General features: G+C 66.0%; 13 protein-coding genes and 1 pseudogene. 9 read left to right on the top strand and 5 right to left on the bottom strand.

What is annotated here, in order from left to right:
- The first annotated feature begins 59 nt into the window (after positions 1 to 59).
- Genes ACLP9N_RS24515 through ACLP9N_RS24505 form a run of 3 tightly spaced genes read left to right on the top strand, consistent with a single transcriptional unit; the run spans position 60 to position 4,166 of the window.
- The gene (locus tag ACLP9N_RS24515; protein WP_442409810.1) at positions 60 to 1,442 is read left to right on the top strand and encodes a wax ester/triacylglycerol synthase family O-acyltransferase; all 1,383 of its coding nucleotides are present in this window, start codon (positions 60 to 62) and stop codon (positions 1,440 to 1,442) included.
- A 52-nt stretch (positions 1,443 to 1,494) separates the two neighbouring features.
- Positions 1,495 to 2,772, top strand: a complete 1,278-nt coding sequence (gene otsB, locus ACLP9N_RS24510) for a trehalose-phosphatase (protein ID WP_442409809.1) — start codon at positions 1,495 to 1,497, stop codon at positions 2,770 to 2,772.
- 11 nt (positions 2,773 to 2,783) lie between these two features.
- Positions 2,784 to 4,166 carry an APC family permease gene (locus ACLP9N_RS24505; protein WP_442409839.1) on the top strand — a complete coding sequence of 461 codons (1,383 nt, stop codon included), beginning with the start codon at positions 2,784 to 2,786 and terminating at the stop codon, positions 4,164 to 4,166.
- Here the strand turns inward: ACLP9N_RS24505 and ACLP9N_RS24500 are convergent.
- Positions 4,163 to 5,044, bottom strand: a complete 882-nt coding sequence (locus tag ACLP9N_RS24500) for a MaoC/PaaZ C-terminal domain-containing protein (RefSeq protein ID WP_442409808.1) — start codon at positions 5,042 to 5,044, stop codon at positions 4,163 to 4,165. The two genes, ACLP9N_RS24505 and ACLP9N_RS24500, sit on opposite strands and share 4 nt — an antisense overlap.
- Before the next feature lie 106 nt (positions 5,045 to 5,150).
- Between ACLP9N_RS24500 and ACLP9N_RS24495 the strand changes: the two genes are divergently transcribed.
- Positions 5,151 to 5,858: a histidine phosphatase family protein gene (locus tag ACLP9N_RS24495; RefSeq protein WP_442409807.1), complete on the top strand. Its 708-nt coding sequence runs from the start codon at positions 5,151 to 5,153 to the stop codon at positions 5,856 to 5,858.
- A gap of 68 nt (positions 5,859 to 5,926) precedes the next feature.
- Positions 5,927 to 7,933 carry an SDR family oxidoreductase gene (locus tag ACLP9N_RS24490; protein ID WP_442409806.1) on the top strand — a complete coding sequence of 669 codons (2,007 nt, stop codon included), beginning with the start codon at positions 5,927 to 5,929 and terminating at the stop codon, positions 7,931 to 7,933.
- On the opposite strand, the gene cmaA1 is transcribed toward ACLP9N_RS24490, so the two are convergent.
- Complete coding sequence (gene cmaA1, locus ACLP9N_RS24485) at positions 7,934 to 8,809, bottom strand: cyclopropane mycolic acid synthase CmaA1 (protein WP_442409805.1); 876 nt, start codon at positions 8,807 to 8,809, stop codon at positions 7,934 to 7,936. It lies immediately after the preceding gene.
- Positions 8,810 to 8,852: 43 nt separating this feature from the next.
- Between cmaA1 and ACLP9N_RS24480 the strand changes: the two genes are divergently transcribed.
- Positions 8,853 to 9,836, top strand: coding sequence for a nucleoside hydrolase (locus tag ACLP9N_RS24480; RefSeq protein ID WP_442409804.1), 984 nt, complete (start codon positions 8,853 to 8,855; stop codon positions 9,834 to 9,836).
- Between the two features lie 368 nt (positions 9,837 to 10,204).
- Here the strand turns inward: ACLP9N_RS24480 and ACLP9N_RS24475 are convergent.
- From ACLP9N_RS24475 to ACLP9N_RS24465, 3 genes and pseudogenes are all read right to left on the bottom strand, one after another.
- Positions 10,205 to 10,462, bottom strand: a pseudogene (locus ACLP9N_RS24475) (PPE domain-containing protein); the annotation flags it as partial.
- A 107-nt stretch (positions 10,463 to 10,569) separates the two neighbouring features.
- Positions 10,570 to 12,120 carry a DNA polymerase Y family protein gene (locus ACLP9N_RS24470; protein ID WP_442409838.1) on the bottom strand — a complete coding sequence of 517 codons (1,551 nt, stop codon included), beginning with the start codon at positions 12,118 to 12,120 and terminating at the stop codon, positions 10,570 to 10,572.
- Positions 12,121 to 12,159: 39 nt separating this feature from the next.
- Entirely contained in the window at positions 12,160 to 12,864 is a 705-nt protein-coding gene (locus tag ACLP9N_RS24465; RefSeq protein ID WP_442409803.1) for a hypothetical protein, read from the bottom strand.
- A 113-nt stretch (positions 12,865 to 12,977) separates the two neighbouring features.
- Here ACLP9N_RS24465 and ACLP9N_RS24460 point away from each other — a divergent pair, with 113 nt between their 5' ends.
- The 3 genes from ACLP9N_RS24460 (at position 12,978) to ACLP9N_RS24450 (ending at position 14,817) form a co-directional block, all read left to right on the top strand.
- Positions 12,978 to 13,604, top strand: coding sequence for a hypothetical protein (locus tag ACLP9N_RS24460; RefSeq protein WP_442409802.1), 627 nt, complete (start codon positions 12,978 to 12,980; stop codon positions 13,602 to 13,604).
- A 118-nt stretch (positions 13,605 to 13,722) separates the two neighbouring features.
- Positions 13,723 to 13,947, top strand: coding sequence for a DUF2905 domain-containing protein (locus ACLP9N_RS24455; RefSeq protein ID WP_442409801.1), 225 nt, complete (start codon positions 13,723 to 13,725; stop codon positions 13,945 to 13,947).
- A gap of 33 nt (positions 13,948 to 13,980) precedes the next feature.
- Positions 13,981 to 14,817, top strand: coding sequence for a class I SAM-dependent methyltransferase (locus tag ACLP9N_RS24450; protein WP_442409800.1), 837 nt, complete (start codon positions 13,981 to 13,983; stop codon positions 14,815 to 14,817).
- The last annotated feature ends 4 nt before the right edge of the window (positions 14,818 to 14,821 follow it).

Below are 14,821 nucleotides of genomic sequence, written 5' to 3'. Positions count from 1 at the left end.
TCGCGCGGGTGCCCGACGGATACTGGTACACGTTAAGAAACGACATTCAGGGACGGACCATGGCGCAGCTGACGGCACTGGACGCCGGCTTACTCAAGGCTCAAGATCCAGATCGGCAGGCGAGCTTAGCGCTCGCTGCAGTCGCCATCGTCGACGGCGCCGTCCCTGACTACGATTCGCTCAAAATGACGCTGGCAGAACGAATTCAGGCGATACCTCGCTATACGCAAGTACTGCGGACGCAACCGTTCGAGGATGTCCAGGAGTGGACGGACTATCCGGAATTCGACCTCACCCACCATGTGCGACGGGTGGCCCTGCCGCAGCCGGGCGACGACGCCGAACTGTTCCGCGCCATCACCTATGCCCTGGAACGTCCGGTGGACCTGGACCGTCCGCTGTGGGAGTGCTGGGTCATTGAGGGCCTGCGACACAACCAGTGGGCGATCTTGATGAAGGTCCACCACCGCATGGCCGACGGCATCTCGGCCGCCCACATTCTCACCCGGCTCTTTGACGACGCCGACAGCGATGCGTTCGCCAATCACGTTGGGGTCAAACCAGTTCCGGAATCACACACGCGGAATTGGGCCGACACACTGCTGCGGGCTTCGGCCGGCACAGTCGCACGGGCAGCGGGAGCCGCCGCCGCGGCGATGTGGCCCGGCGCGCGGATATCGCCAGTGCGTCCCGTCAAAACCATGCGGCGGTACAGCACGGTACGAGTTCCCATCGCCGCCGTCGACGATGTGTGCCGCAAGTTCGGCGTGACCGCCAACGACGTCGCGCTCGCCGCGATCACCGAGGGCTTCCGTACTGTCCTGCTGCACCGGGGCGAAGAGCCGCGCGCGGACTCGTTGCGCACCCTGGAGCAAATCGCCGATCGCCCCTCGGTCATGCTGCCGTATCTGCCCGTGGAACACCGCGACCCGGTTCAGCGCCTCCGCACGGTGCATACCCGGTTGAAAGCCAAGCAGAGCGAGCAGCCCACACCCGGTGGCATCTTGGAATCAGCACTCAACTACATGCCTTTCATGTTGTGCGCCAAGGCAGTCCAAACGCTGCTGGCTCGGCTGCCCGAACCTGGCATCGTGACACTGGCGACCAATGGGCCCGGGCCACGGCACCAGTTAGGGCTGATGGGCAAGAAGGTGAACAGCCTGCTGCCCATCCCCCCGACCGCGCTGCAGTTAAGCACCGGAGTCGCGGTGCTCAGCTATGGCGATGAGCTGGTTTTCGGGATCACCGCCGGCTACGACGACGCACCCGAGCTCGAACAGCTCGCCGCCGGTATCGACCGGGGGATCGCACATCTGGTGGCGCTCAGCCAAGACTCCGTGCTGCTGTTCACCAAAGACCGCCGCAAGGGCTCGTCCCGCGCGCTGGCTAACGGTACGCAACGCCGCCGGGCGTCCGCACCGACCGTGCGAGCGCGCCGCTAACCGGTCTCAGCCTCGTTGACGGGCCTAATTGACCACCGTGAGAAGGTTGGTCGTGGGCAAGTTGGAGCCGGTCCTCATCGACCCGCGCCGCCATGACGCGGTGCTGTTCGCGCTCGACGCGGTGGTGGCCAACGCGGCGTCCACGCTGACGCTCTTCCGGCAACTGCAAGAGATCGGCGTCGGCACCGCCGTTTTCTCGTCAAACCCCGGCTGCCACGACGTCCTGTCCGCGGCCGGGGTCGACGATCTGTTTGCCCTGTGCCTCGACGGCCCGGTGTCCGCGAGCGCACTGGTCGAGCTGGCCGGCCGACTGGCGGTGCGACCGGGCCGGTGCGTCGTCGTCGCGACGGACGCCGCTAAGGTCACGACCGGGCGCGAGGGTGGGTTCGCGTTGGTGATAGGTGTCGACCGGACGGGGCACCGCGACGCACTGCGCCGCAGTGGCGCCGACACGGTAGTCGCCGACTTGCGCGAGGTCACCGTGCGAACCGGTGACCAGCGGATGGCTCAGCTGCCCGACGCCTTGCAGGCCCTCGGCTTGATCGACGGACTCGCCGCGCGACGGCCGGCGGTGTTCTTCGACTTCGACGGCACGCTGTCAGACATCGTGAACGATCCCGACGCGGCCACGCTCGCCCCGGGCGCGGGCGAGGCACTGCAGAAGCTGGCCGCGCGTTGTCCGGTCGCGGTGCTGTCCGGCCGCGACCTCGCCGATGTGACCGAGCGCGTCGGCCTGCCCGGCATTTGGTACGCCGGCAGCCATGGCTTCGAGCTAACCGCACCGGACGGGACACACCACCAAAACGACGCCGCCGCGGCAGCCATACCGGTGCTCGAACAGGCGACCGCCGAGTTGCGCGAACAACTCGGATCGATACCCGGCGTTGTGGTGGAGCACAAGCGCTTTGGTGTCGCCGCGCACTACCGCAACGCCGCCCGCGACCGAGTTGGCGAAGTGGCCGCGGCGGTGCGCGCGGCCGGCCAGCGCCACGCGCTTCGGGTGACGACCGGCCGCGAGGTCATCGAGCTGCGACCGGACATCGACTGGGACAAGGGAAAGACCCTTCGCTGGGTGATCGATCACCTGCAGCAGGCGGGTTCAGGACCCATGGTGCCGATCTTTCTCGGCGACGACATCACCGACGAGGACGCGTTCGACGCAGTGCGCCACGACGGCGTTCCGATCGTGGTGCGGCATAACGACGACGGCGACCGCGCCACCGCCGCGGTGTTCGCGCTGGACAGTCCGACACGGGTCAGCGAGTTCACCGAGCGACTGGCACGTCAGCTCACCCAAGGGCCGGCCGGGGCCGGCGGAACCGAACGTTAGGACGGTGTGCGATCAGCAAGCTCGGCTTCTGGAGCGTCGTCCTGCTCGGGATCAATGGGATCATCGGGGCCGGCATCTTCCTCACCCCGGGGGCGGTGATCAAGCTCGCTGGACCCTACGCGCCGCTCGCCTACGTCCTGGCCGGCCTCTTCGCGGGCGTCGTGGCGATCGTCTTCGCCACGGCGGCCAGATATGTCAAAACCAATGGCGCGTCCTATGCCTACACGACGGCCGCCTTCGGGGAACGCATCGGCATTTATGTCGGTGTCACGCATGCGATCACCGCCTCGATCGCATGGGGAGTCCTGGCATCGCTCTTCACCTCAACCCTGTTGGAGGTGATCTTTCCCGATGAGGCCTGGGCCGCGGGCACCGAGCTGTTCAGCATCAAGACGTTGACATTTGTCCTCTTCATCGCCGTGCTGCTGGCCATCAACGTGTTCGGCAACCGGGCGGTCAAATGGGCCAACGGAATCTCAACCGTCGGAAAGATTTTCGCGCTTTCGTTGTTCATTGCCGGCGGGCTGTTGGTCATCGCCACACGTCACGCCAACAACTACGCGACGTCGACCTCGGCCTACCACCCGGCGGCGAGCACGGCCGCGAGCTTGACGCTGGCCACCATCGCCGCGCTGTACGCGTACACCGGTTTCGAATCGATCGCGAACGCCGCCGAGGAAATGGACACACCGGACCGCACCCTCCCAAAAGCCATACCGTTAGCGATCTTCAGTGTCGGTGCCATCTACGTGCTCGCCGTGGTGGTCGCCATGTTGCTAGGAGCGGACAAGATCGCGACGTCGCACGACACCGTGCAACTGGCCGCGGCAATCGCAGACGATAGGTTCCGGACCGTCATCGTTCTCGGAGCCCTGGTGTCGATGTTCGGTATCAACGTGGCCGCGTCGTTCGGCGCTCCGCGGCTGTGGACCGCGCTGTCCGACCGCGGGGTCCTGCCGATCCGGTGGTCGGACAAGAACCAATTTGGCGTGCCGATGCTCGCTTTCGGAATCACCGCCTCATTGGCGCTGGCATTCCCGCTGGCGCTGCGCTTCGACAGCGTGAACCTCGCCGGCCTCGCGGTGATCGCCCGGTTCATCCAATTCATCATTGTGCCAATCGCTCTCATGGCGCTGGCGCTCGATCGGACCCCGGAGCACGCGGCGGTCAAGCGGAATGCGTTCACCGACAAGGTGTTACCGATCGTCGCGGTCGCGGTCTCGGTAGCGCTCGCGGTGTCCTTCGACTACCGGACCATCTTCCTGACGGCGCGCGGCGACGCCAACTACTTCTCGATCGTTCTGATCGTGATCACGTTCGTCGTCGTACCGGCGATCGCTTACGTGCACTACTACCGTCAGCGACAAAGGACATCAGGGATGCCAGGCCACTAACCTTCCGTGTATTCCACCTCGCCGTCGTCGAGCACCACCCGCACAGCGTCATTGGAGGTGCCATCGGAGCCGGCGACCTCGGTGCGAAACACCGCCTTGCCCGGCTCGGTTCGCCAGATCTGCGTGCTCAGCGTCTCGCCGGGAAACACCGGCGAGGTGAACCGCGCGGCGATCGAGGTGATGTTGGCGGCGACGCCACTGCCGAGCTCAGCCACCAGCGCGCGACCCGACACGCCGTAGGTGCACAGCCCGTGCAGGATCGGCTTGGGGAACCCGGCCATCTCCTTGGCGAACCAGGGGTCACTGTGCAGCGGGTTGCGGTCACCGGATAGCCGATAGATCAGCGCCTGATCCTCGCGGGTGGGCAGGTCGATCCGGGCGTCGGGCGCGCGGTCTGGGAACTCGGGTGCGACGGGCCGCTGGCCGGGCACTCCCCCGAACCCGCCGGCCTGGCGGATGACTGCGGTGCTCAGCGTTTCCGCGACGAGCTCACCCGACTTCGGATCCGTGCCGCGGCCGCGCAACATGACGATGGCGTTCTTGCCCTCGCCCTTGTCCTGGATGTCGGCGACCTCGGTGACCACCGACAGCTTTCCCGACGCCGGCAGCGGCGCATGCAGCCGGATGGACTGCGAGCCGTGTAGCAGTAACGCCCAGTTGAACTTTCCGATCAGCGCGCCCGCCGCGAACGCCGGACAGCAGATCACCGCATAGGTCGGCAGCACTTGTTGGGCGAGGTCGTGGCTGTTCTCCGTGGTGAAGGACAGGTCATCGGTGCCGGCGCCGACACCGAGCGCGTAAAGCATGGTGTCCCGGTCATTCCATTCGAACAGCATCGGTTCGGTCGTCGCGCCGATGGCAGTCGGGTCGATCGCCATGCGAATCTCCTCTCGATTCCAAAAGGGAAGCTTTTCTGCACCCAACCATTACCCAACCATTGCCAAACCCTTCACAACGACGCGGTAGGCAGGGCAGGCTATTGATATGCGCATTCGCACCAGATGGAAGGCCCCCAAAGTCCTGGCCTTGCTCGCCGCCACGGTAATCATCGGTGCCTGCGGCGGAACACCGCAGGCGCGCAGCATCACCGTGACGTTCGTCCGCAACGCACAGTCCCAGGCCAACGCGGACGGGGTTCTCGACACCAACGTTCCCGGTCCCAGCCTCACCGACGAGGGCAAGGGGCAGGCCCAGCAGTTGGTGCGCCAGCTCCCCCACAACGACTTCGACGCCATCTACGCCTCGACCATGGCCGAAGCTCAGCAAACCGCCGCGCCGCTGGCCAGCGAACTAGGCAAGCAAGTCGAAATCGTTCAGGGCCTGCAGTCGATCAACGCCGGCTGGTATAACGGCAAACCCGAATCGATGGCCAGCTCGACCTACATGCTGGCGCCGGCGGCCTGGTTGAACGGCGACATCAAAGACAGCATCCCGGGCTCGGTCAGCGGCAAAGAGTTCAACGATCAGTTCGCCGCCGCCATCCGCAAGATCTACGACAGCGGCCACAGCAAGGCGGCCGTGTTCTCGCAGGGCACGGCGATCATGATCTGGACCCTGTTGAACGTGAAGAACCCCAAGAGCAGCCTGCTGACCAGTCATCCGCTGCCCAATGCCGGCCGCGTGGTGATCACCGGTAACCCGATGGACGGCTGGACGCTGGTGGATTGGGACGGCGTCCGCAACTTCAGCTGACGGTTTCAGACGGCTTTAGTTGACCTGCGCGGTTGACGTGTGCCTCCCGGGCCGCCACCATGGGCTGAATGCGGTATGTCGTTACCGGCGGTACCGGGTTCATTGGGGGCCGCGTCATCTCACGCATATTGGACACCCAGCCGGATGCGCAGGTGTGGGTGCTAGTCCGCCGCCCATCGCTTGGGCGGTTCGAACGCCGGTCCGCACACTGGGACGAACGGGTAAAACCGCTGGTTGCAGACCTGACGGAACTCGAGTTGACCGACGAGACCATCGCCGAGTTGGGCGAGATCGACCACCTGGTGCACTGCGCGGCCATCTACGACATCACCGCCGGCGAGGCCGAGCAGCGGGCCGCCAACGTTGAGGGCACCCGCGCCGTCATCGAGCTGACGCAACGGCTGAATGCGACGTTGCACCATGTGTCGTCGATCGCGGTCGCGGGCGACTTCGCCGGCGAGTACACCGAGGACGACTTCGACGTCGGCCAGCAGCTGCCGACGCCGTATCACCAGACGAAGTTCGAAGCCGAGATGCTGGTGCGCTCTACGCCCGGGCTGCGGTACCGCATCTACCGCCCGGCGGTGGTGGTGGGTGATTCACGCACCGGCGAGATGGACAAGATCGACGGGCCGTACTACTTCTTCGGCGTGCTGTCGAAGCTGGCCGTGCTGCCCCGGTTCACCCCGCTGATGCTGCCCGACACCGGACGCACCAACATCGTTTCGGTCGACTATGTGGCAGACGCGCTCGTCGCGCTCATGCACGCCGAGGACCGTGATGGGCAGACATTCCATTTGACGGCGCCGAAGACAGTCGGACTGCGCGGCATCTATCGCGGCATCGCCGATGCGGCCGGGCTGCCGCCCCTGCGCGGGTCGCTGCCCCGGTCGGTGGCGGCGCCGGTGCTCAAGGTGCGCGGGCGCGCCAAGGCGCTGCGCAACATGGCCGCGACTCAGGTGGGAGTGCCCCCCGAGATTTTCGACGTCGTCGACCTGAAGCCCACCTTCACCGCCGACGAGACCCGAAAGGCCTTGCAAGGAACCGGAATCGAGGTGCCCGAGTTCGCCGCCTACGCGCCCAAGCTGTGGCGGTACTGGGCCGAGCACCTCGACCCCGATCGCGCCCGCCGGGACGATCCGAAGGGACCCCTGCAGGGCCGGCACGTCATCATCACCGGCGCATCCAGCGGGATCGGCCGGGCGTCGGCGCTCGCCGTCGCGGAGCGGGGCGCGACCGTGTTCGCGCTGGCCCGCAACGCCGACGCGCTCGACGACCTGGTCGCCGAGATTCGCGTGAAAGGCGGTCAGGCGCATGCTTTTACCTGCGATGTCACCGATTCCACCTCGGTGGAACACACCGTCAAAGACATCTTGGGACGCTTCGGCCACGTCGACTACCTGGTGAACAACGCCGGCCGGTCGATACGTCGCTCGGTGGTCAACTCCACCGACCGACTGCACGACTATGAACGGGTGATGGCGGTCAACTACTTCGGCGCCGTGCGGATGGTGCTGGCGCTGCTGCCGCACTGGCGTGAGCGCCGATTCGGCCACGTCGTCAACGTGTCCAGTGCCGGTGTGCAGGCCCGCAATCCCAAGTACAGCTCATATTTGCCCAGCAAGGCGGCGCTGGACGCGTTCGCCGACGTGGTCGCATCGGAGACGCTGTCCGACCAGATCACGTTCACCAACATCCATATGCCCTTGGTGAAGACGCCGATGATCGCGCCGTCCCACCGGCTCAACGCGGTGCCGGCGATCAGCCCCGAGCGCGCGGCGGCCATGGTGGTGCGCGGGTTAGTGAAAAAGCCGGCGCGGATCGACACCCCGATAGGCACGCTCGCCGAGGCCGGCAACTACTTCGCGCCCAGGACGGCGCGACGGTTCTTGCATCAGCTCTATCTGGGCTACCCTGATTCGGCTGCGGCACAGGGGATTTCGTCGCCAGAGCCAGAGCCGAGCCACACCCAGGCTCCGCGGCGTCCCAAGCCGCCGGCGCGTGCCGTCACCCGGATCGGTGTGCCCAAGCCGGTCAAACGGCTGGTCCGGTTGGTCCCCGGCGTGCACTGGTAGTCACTTCTCGCACGTGAATTGGTTGACGTCGATGTAGCCGATGCGGAACATCTCGGCGCAGCCGGTCAGGTACTTCATGTATCGCTCGTACATTTCCTCGGATTGCAGCGCGATGGCCTGGTCCTTGTTGGCTTGCAGTGCCGCGGACCAGATGTCGAGCGTCTTGGCGTAGTGCGGCTGCAGCGACTGAACACGGGTCACGGTGAAGCCGTTCGCGGAGGCACGCTCGTGCACCATCGGTATCGACGGCAGGCGGCCGCCCGGAAAGATCTCGGTGATCATGAATTTGAGGAATCGCGCGAATGTGAATGACATGGGCAGGCCGCGTTCGTGCATCTCCTTCGGGTGCAGCCCGGTGATGGTGTGCAGCAGCATGATTCCGTCGGTGGGCAGCAGGCGGTGCGCCAGCGTGAAGAACGCGTCGTATCGCTCGTGCCCGAAATGCTCGAAGGCGCCTATGCTGACGATCCGGTCGACGGGCTCGTCAAACTGCTCCCAACCCTGCAGCAGGACCCGCTGGGCGCGGGGACTTTGCGACTTGGCGATCAACTGCCCGACGTGATTGGCCTGGTTGCGGCTCAGCGTGAGGCCCACGACGTTCACGTCGTACTTTTCCACCGCCCGCATCATGGTGGCGCCCCAGCCGCAGCCAACGTCCAGCACTGTCATGCCGGGTTGTAAGCCGAGTTTTCCCAGCGCCAGGTCGATCTTGGCGATCTGCGCCTCTTCCAGCGTCATGTCGTCGCGCTCGAAGTAGGCGCAGCTGTACGTCTGCGTCGGGTCGAGGAACAGCCGGAAGAAGTCGTCGGACAGGTCGTAGTGCGCCTGCACGTCGTCGAAGTGCGGGGTCAGGTCGTCTTCTGGGGGCTTGGGCACCGTGACAGCGTAGTCCCCAGGAAGCGGCACTAAGGTTGGCGCGGTGGCCCCCGTTTTCGTCGACGTCGACACCGGAGTCGACGATGCGCTGGCGTTGGTGTACCTGCTGGCCAGCCCGGACGCGGACGTGGTTGGCATCGCCTCGACCGGTGGAAACGTTGCGGTGGAACAGGTTTGCGAGAACAACCTGGGACTGCTCGAGCTGTGCCGGCTCACCGACGTACCGGTCTCCAAGGGCTCCGACGAAGCGCTGACGGGCCCGATCCGCGCTCCTTCTGTAGTGCACGGGTCCCGAGGCTTGGGGTATGCCGATCTGCCGCCGACCGATGGCCGGCTCACCGACTACGACTCCGCGACGGCCTGGGTGCGCGCGGCACACGCCTTTCCCGGTGAGCTAATCGGCGTCGCGACCGCACCGTTGACCAATCTGGCACTGGCGTTGCGCGCCGAACCGGCGCTGCCGACGCTGTTGCGCCGACTCGTGATCATGGGCGGTGCCTACGATTACCGCGGCAACACCACCCCGGTGACGGAATGGAACATCGGCGTGGACCCCGAAGCAGCAGCCGAGGTGTTCGCCGCCTGGTCCGTGAACGTTGTTGAACAGCAAAGACTTCCGATCCTGTGCGGGTTGGATCTGACGCGTCGCATCGCGATGACGCCGGAGCACCTGGCGCGACTGGCGGCGGCCGCAGGGTCAAACCCGGCCAATCCGTTGATCCGGGTGATCGACGACGCGATGCGCTTCTACATGGAGGCCTATCACAGCCTCGGCCATGGATATGTGGCGCATCTGCACGATCCGCTTGCTGCCGCAGTCGCACTCGACCCGCAGCTCATAGCGACCCAGCCTGCGACGGTGGACGTCGAGTTGACCGGAACCCTGACCCGCGGCATGACGGTGACCGACTGGTCGGGGCGCTGGGGCCGAGAACCCAACGCGCACATCGGCATTGATGTCGACCCAGCGGTGTTCTTCGACCGGTTCATCGAACGGGTCGGGCCGTTCGCGCGCCGGTTGGGCTGAGATGTCGGCCGAGCTGGGACGCCGCGGCACGAGACGTTACTCGGAGCTTCGCTGCACCAGTGCAGTTACAGTTGTTCACCAATAACGGCGATGTCAGCTATGGGCAACTCCAGAAGCAAGGCAGCGTCCTGAATGGCCACATACGGCACTACCCCGGTTTCGATAAGGCCCGCGGCAGTCACATCAACGGCGGCCTGCGCAATGTGACCCGAGCCGAGAGCGGTCCCGGCCTTACTGAGGTCTTTGATCGCGATATTTCCCGCACTGCTGAGCTCGGTCTTGGCCAGGTTCTTCTGGGTCACGATTGCTTGCTTGTCCTCGGTCGCTACAGTTTGCAGGATATTGGCGGCGGGTTTGGCGGCAGCCGAGCCGGCCAGGCCGGGCAGGGCTTGCAGCGCCTGCTGCCACGGCGCCAATTGGGCGGCCACCGCCGAAGCCGCGCCGTGATAACCCGACAGCGCGGTCACATTCTGGGCCCACATGGCCTCATATGCGCCCTCGGTGGCCGCAATCGCCGGGGCGTTGAAGCCGAATAGGTTCGACCTCACCAGGGATACCAATTGCGCGCGGTTGGCCGCCACCGCAGTTGGATGCGTTACCGCCGCCTTGGCCGCCTCAAAGACGCCAATGACATCCGGCAAACCGAACCATTTGAGGAGCCGTCGAAAAACCTTTGGAAAACTCTATGACAGATCGCGGATGAAATCAGGTGCTTTCACCACTGACGGAGCACTTACTCGTAGATTCCTTCGAGATACCACCTCCGTTGGCGGTAGCACAGCAGCAGCGCGCGCTCGCCCTCCAGCAAAACCTGCGCACGGGCGGTGCGACCACCTCCTTGACCGGCCCCAGGCCGGTCATCCCACCACCGCTCGTCGACCGGCCACGGTCCCGCCCACCAGCGCAGCCGGTCCTCCCGGCCGATAACGTCACTGCCGATCAGTCGCGCGGGGTCGGCAGAGAACATCCCCCGGCTGGTCACCCGTATCGGATTCCCTTGGGCGTCAAGCAATTCCACCGGATCGTCGAGCAGCACCGCCGGCGACGGCTGGGGCAGTTGGCCTGGCCATGGCCGATCCGGGTCGGCCCGCGGTTCCGGCTCGTCGCCCAGCGGGGTCAGCGTGATGCGTTCGGCCGGCCCGCGACCGCCGGACAGCACCGGCACCTGCACCGCCTCCGGACCGAGCAGACCCTGAACCCGCACCAGCGCCCGACGGGCCCGAAGCCTGTCCTCCTCGCCGAGCCCGCCCCATAGCGGTAACTGCAGCGCCTCGGCGGACACCACCTCCACCGCCTGCAGCCGTAACAGCGTCACCGCCGTGGTGGGACGGGGGTCGCGGGTCCGGTTGCTCAACCACCCGTCCAGTTGCCAGCGCACCCGGTCGGCGGTGGCGTCCTCGGTCAACGGCTCGGCGCAGCGCCAAACCCTTTCCAGCTCTTCGCCGTTGGCGGTGATGGCGTGAATGGCCAGCCGGGTACATCCCACACCGGCGGTCATCAGGGTCTGATGCAGCGTGCCGGCCAGCGAGCGTCCGGCGAATGCCGCGGCATCGACCCGGTCGATCGGCGGATCGCAGTCCAGCACCGCCTCGAGTTCCGGCGGCGGCTCCCGCCCGGACGGTCCCCGCTCGGGTTCGCCGCGGGCGAACCGGTGCGCGGTCACCCCGTCGGCACCGAACCTGGAAGCCACGTCGGTACGCGACAGCGCGGCGAACTGTCCGATGGTGCGAATCCCCATCCGCCACAACAGATCCACCAGCTCTTCTCGACCGGGACCGGACAGGCTCGGCTCGGTGGCGAGCTGCCGGATCGAGAGCGCCGACAGAAACTTCGCGTCGCCTCCCGCCTGGACGACACGGCCGGCACGCGCGGCGAAAACCGCGGTGGACAGCTGATCGGCGATTCCGACCTGACACTCGGCGCCGGCCGCGGCCACCGCGTCGATCAGCCGCTCGGCAGCCTGCTCCTCGGACCCGAAATAGCGGGCCGCACCGCGCACCGGCAACACCAACAGCCCGGGCCGCAGCACCTCGGCGCGGGGCACCCGGTCGTCCACCGCCGCGACCACCCCCTCGAAAAAGCGGGCATCGCGGTCAGCATCGGCGGACGCGACGTGCAGTTGCGGGCAACGGGCGGCCGCCTCCCGACGCCGTAGCCCTCGCCGCACTCCCGCCGCGCGGGCGGCCGATGAGCAGGCGACCACCCGGTTGGCCAACGTGACCGCGACCGGAGCCATCGCGGACAGGCCCGCGGCCGCCGCGGCCGCGACCGCGGGCCACTCCATGCACCAGATCGCCAGCACCCGGGAAGAGCTCACTCGAATTCACCCCGTCCGCGCCCGGCCGATCGTCCGTCCCCCTGCACACACACCGCTGACCTGCAGCCGCACCCCGCTGATCCGCCCGAATCCGCAGGCTGGTGCGCCCCGACCGCCCGCCGTGATGTCATAGCCGCACACCCGGGCCTGAAGCCGCGTCGGCGCCCCTTCCCAGTCACCGTCGGTGACCAGCAGGGTGCAGCCCTTGGCGCGGGCGCGGGCCACCACCGCCCGCGCCCGGGACCGCGGCACCCGGCGCCCACCCAGACCCAGCGCCACCAGGTCCATGCCGTCGATGAGCACCGCGGCCACCTCCACCGGGTCGGTCCCGGGATCCGGTATCACCGCAAGCCGGCTCAGATCCGCCCCCATCTCCAGGGCGGCCAGCAGTCCGATATCCGGCTGGCCGACGATTGCCGCGTTGCCCCCGGCTGCCGTCACCGCGGCCACCATGCCCAACAGCAGCGACCGGGCCCCCGACAACACCGCCACCGTCCCCCGGGGCAAGGGGGCCGGCAGCACCTCGGCAAGCCACTGCGGGACCGCCAGCCCGGCTTCCGACTCCGACAGCAGATCATCCGAGCGGGCGACGGCCTTCCCGGACGCCGCCCTCGACAGCTTTCCAGAAAGAAGAGCCATTTTCCGGCGCAGCGATTCGAGCTGTTCAGCGCGATCTTCATGCCGTTGATGGGAGGCCAAAGCAGCAGTCATCCCAAGCCTCCTACCAGCACCTTTTTTCTTACGTTTCGAATGCATGTTCGATAGCTGTTTCCGAGTAAACACCCACCCTCCGACAACCGTCAAGCAACGTGAGAGGCTGCTTTATGCGCTCGGTGCTGGTGTGGCTGATGGTGCTTTCCGGCGGTGTTTTCGTGCCGACGAAGCTGCCGATAACGCCAGCCCCGACCTGTCATCCGGCGGAGCTCTTCGTCACCGACAACACCGATCCCCTGTTCGAGATCCAGGCCGACGTGACGATCGCTCAGAACGGCGCCGCGGCGACGGGATCGACCCCGCTCGACGGCGTGTATTGGTCAACCGAGCTGCAGCAGACCACCTCCGAGCGGTCGCGCGAATTTCATCTCTGCAGTCCCGACGAGCTCACGTTGCACACCCTCGCCGAGGCGTTGCGCCGGCAGTTCGACCAAGAAGCGGTGCTGATCTTCGACTACCTGCCGCAGGATGCGCCGGGAGCGGACGCGATCGCCGTCACCGTGCCCGCCATCGACCTCGCCCGCTTCCGCGAGGCGTTCGTGTCCGCTCCGGCCGCACACCGTCGATTGCGGGGCGGATCCGTCACCACAACCGACCACACCCTGATCCTGATCACCGACACTGGCGATCTCGACACCGCCCGCCGGCTCGTCGGCGCTGCCGGTGGCCGCTGGAGCGCAGCCAATATCGCCTACGACAAGCGCGAATTCGTGAAACTCAAAATTACCGACTCTTAAAAGGAGGCCGGTCAACACGACCGCTGGCGGTAGCGTTGTCTTCTTCGCAAAATGACGTGGATTCGCCTCTGCAGCGATATCTGTCATCCGAGCCGGCGATCGACGTTCAGGGAGCGCGATGGAACGCAATGTAGGCCTGTTCATCGTGGTGGTAGGGATCGCGATCGTGATGCTGGGCGTGCTCATGTGGGTGGGCGGGCTGTCGTGGTTCGGCCACCTTCCAGGTGATATCCGGATCGAGCGCGGAAACGTGCGCATCTACATTCCGGTGATATCGATGCTGCTGACCTCGGTGGTGGCGACAATCCTGCTTTCCGTGTTGCGGTATCTGTTTCGGCGGTGACCAGTTTCTGGTGGGCCGGTAGGGTTTGCCTCGATGAGTCACCGGTCCAACAACCGCGCGGACGCCGGGCTGCTGACCGGTGTCTCGGAGACAGCACTTATGACCCTCTACGGCAGGGCTCACCAGGCCAGCCACCCCGACCCGATCATCGATGACCCGATGGCAATCAAACTTGTCGAGTCCATCGACTTCGGCTTCGAAAAATTCGGACGCAAAGGCCAGGAAATGGCGTTGCGCTCACTGGCTGTCGACCAATGCGCAATCAGCTACCTCAGCAAGCATCCCGAGGCGACGGTCGTCGCGCTTGCAGAGGGCCTCCAAACCAGCTTCTGGCGGCTGGACAGCGCACTGCGCGGCGGCAAATTCCGTTGGGTCTCATTAGATCTGGCACCCGTCATTGAAATGCGACAGCGCCTGCTGCCGTATTCCGCGCGAGTCGCTCACCTGGCAAAGTCGGCTCTCGACTACACCTGGATGGACAAAATCGACAGCAGCAACGGTGTATTCATCACTGCCGAGGGTCTGCTGATGTACCTGCAACCCCAACAGGCGATGGGCCTGATCGCTGCCTGCGCCAAACGATTTCCCGGCGGGCAGATGTTCTTTGACCTGCCGCCGACCGCCGTCAAGATGCTCGCCCCCAAAGGACTGCGATCATCCAGAAGCTACAAGGTGCCGCCGATGCCGTTCAGCCTCTCGGTGCATCAGCTGGCGGACCTGGTGCACACCATGCCCGGAGTCAGAGCGGTAAACGACGTGCCGATGCCCAAAGGGCGGGGCGTGTTCTTTGGCACCGTGTTTCCCGCCTTCTGGCGCTTTGGACCGACGAAGCGGTTTCGCGGCGCCTACACGCTGCTCGAATTCGGCTGACCGC

The sequence above is a fragment of the Mycobacterium sp. genome (assembly GCF_052144515.1).
Taxonomy (GTDB): Bacteria; Actinomycetota; Actinomycetes; order Mycobacteriales; family Mycobacteriaceae; genus Mycobacterium.
Note: the sequence above shows the minus strand (reverse complement) of the source record. Positions and strands in the feature narration are given on the sequence as shown.